Raw genomic sequence first — 1,912 nt, 5'->3', positions numbered from 1 at the left:
CCTTGAGGTCTTTCTCGCCTATTTCCACCATGTAGATAAGAATATCGGCGTCCTCAAAGGCGTCTTTGACAAAATCCATCATGGAGCTCTGCAACTGGTAAGCAGGCTTGATGATTCCAGGGGTATCGGAGAAGATCACTTGAAAGTCTTCCCCACTAACGATTCCAAAAATACGGTGCCGTGTGGTCTGTGCCTTAGAGGTAATAATAGAAAGCCGTTCGCCTACCAAGGCGTTCAGCAGCGTGGATTTCCCTACATTGGGGTTTCCTATAATATTTACAAATCCTGATTTGTGCATTTTTTTAAGTCTTGTAGGGGCGAATGGCAATTCGCCCTTTCAATGGCAATTTTTCTATGATAATTTACACTTTCTTCCCCCTTCGGGGGTTAGGGGGATTACCCCTTTACATACACTAGTTCGTTTTCTGATGACAATTCCTCTGCATACTGATATCCTCCAAGGTGAAAGCCTTTGAGGTCTTCGGGATCGGGGATTTGCTCTTGGACAATGTAGCGCGCCATAAGGCCTCGCCCTTGCTTGGTATAGAGAACTATGGTCTTGAGAGTGTCGCCGCGCCAGCTCTTAAAAGCCACATGTATGACTTTCGCCTTGAGCGCTTGGGTGTCTATCACCTTGAAGTACTCATCGCTGGCCAAGTGCACCAGAGTTTCCCCTTCCTCAAGTTCCTTATTCAGGGCTTGGGTGATTTTCTTACGCCAAAAATCATACAGGTTAGCCTGTCCTGCTACAGCGAGCTTGATGCCCATCTCCAACCGATAAGGGGCGATAAGGTCTAAGGGCTTTAGAATACCATAAAGTCCTGAGAGAATACGCAAAGAACCCTGTAGCCTAAGTACCTCCTCTTGGCTCAAGGACGAAACATCTAATCCCTCATATACATCACCATGATAGGTATAGATAGCAGGGCGTGCATTCTTCTGGGTAAAGGGGAGGGAAAGAGCTTGGTGATATTGCCAGCTAACGTCCGCCAGGCGGGGCGAAATATCCATCAGCTCCGCTAGTGTGGCAGGGGGTAGCTCCTTTAGCACCTTATATACCTGAAGGATCTCCGATTGGAAAATCGCTTGGCTGGGCACTATAGCAGGGTAAGGCGAGTGGCAGTCCATTCGCTTGGCAGGTGAAATAACTATCTTCACAGGAGTTTATTTAAAAAAGGCTTGCAAGTCGCTTAGAATACTCTGTCCTTTGTCTTGGTTATACCATTTTTGTAGGTCTTCCTTGAACTCAGGAGTGAGCTTGCCATGTTCCTTCTTGTAGGCTTCCACCATTTGGGTAGCTACCTTAGGGCGTGGCCCCCATACATGGAGCACCTCAAGGCTTTGGGCATCGGCTATGATAAGAATTGGGATCGCTTTACCGCCATTGGTCAGATACTGGTTCATCAGATCAGGGTTCTCATCGCGAAGTACAATCTTAAGGTCAATAAGCGGGTTGCTTTGGGCGATTTTAGCCAGTACGGGAACAATCTGCGCTCCATCGGCACACCACGCCTCGGAAATCACCAGCCATAATTGGCCTTTGGCAATTTGCTTAAAGGGAGCAAGCTGCTCAGGGCTAAACTCCAAGGTGTTATCTATGCGTTTCATACGCTGGCGGTTGAGCTTGGTAAGGGATACCATGAACTCGCTTTGATCCTCGCCTGTTGTTTTTCCTTCTAAGAGAAGACGATCTATAAGGTGTTCAAACGCCTCATAGGATATAGCTTTGGGAAGACTATTTTTTATCATGATAGTTTTTATTTTTAGAGTACAGTGAATAACAACTGACTATTGAAATGCAAAAATACGACATTCTAAGAGAAAAGTCAAGAAAATAATTAGCTAATTATTTCGTATCTTTGCGCGGTCAAAAAAATCAAGCCTTGAGTATAAAGCGATTATTTAAGCATAC

At 45.7% G+C, this 1,912-nt stretch carries 3 protein-coding genes; all 3 read right to left on the bottom strand.

Annotated features, from left to right (window positions below; genetic code table 11):
- A partial coding sequence (locus tag Q0625_RS13925; protein WP_298828556.1) for a GTPase occupies positions 1-298 on the bottom strand: 298 nt, incomplete at its 3' end.
- Positions 299-396: 98 nt separating this feature from the next.
- Entirely contained in the window at positions 397-1,158 is a 762-nt protein-coding gene (gene yaaA, locus Q0625_RS13920) for a peroxide stress protein YaaA (protein WP_298828553.1), read from the bottom strand.
- Positions 1,159-1,164: 6 nt separating this feature from the next.
- Positions 1,165-1,749 carry a thioredoxin family protein gene (locus Q0625_RS13915; protein ID WP_298828551.1) on the bottom strand — a complete coding sequence of 195 codons (585 nt, stop codon included), beginning with the start codon at positions 1,747-1,749 and terminating at the stop codon, positions 1,165-1,167.
- Positions 1,750-1,912: the final 163 nt, after the last annotated feature.

Origin of the sequence: uncultured Capnocytophaga sp. (assembly GCF_938029845.1) — a bacterium.
Taxonomy (GTDB): Bacteria; Bacteroidota; Bacteroidia; order Flavobacteriales; family Flavobacteriaceae; genus Capnocytophaga.
This window is presented reverse-complemented; position numbering and strand designations above follow the sequence as displayed.

Bases quoted from the DNA above. Each gene is read 5' to 3' on its own strand.
- Q0625_RS13915 (WP_298828551.1), bottom strand. From the start codon at position 1,749: ATGATAAAAAATAGTCTTCCCAAAGCTATATCCTATGAGGCGTTTGAA.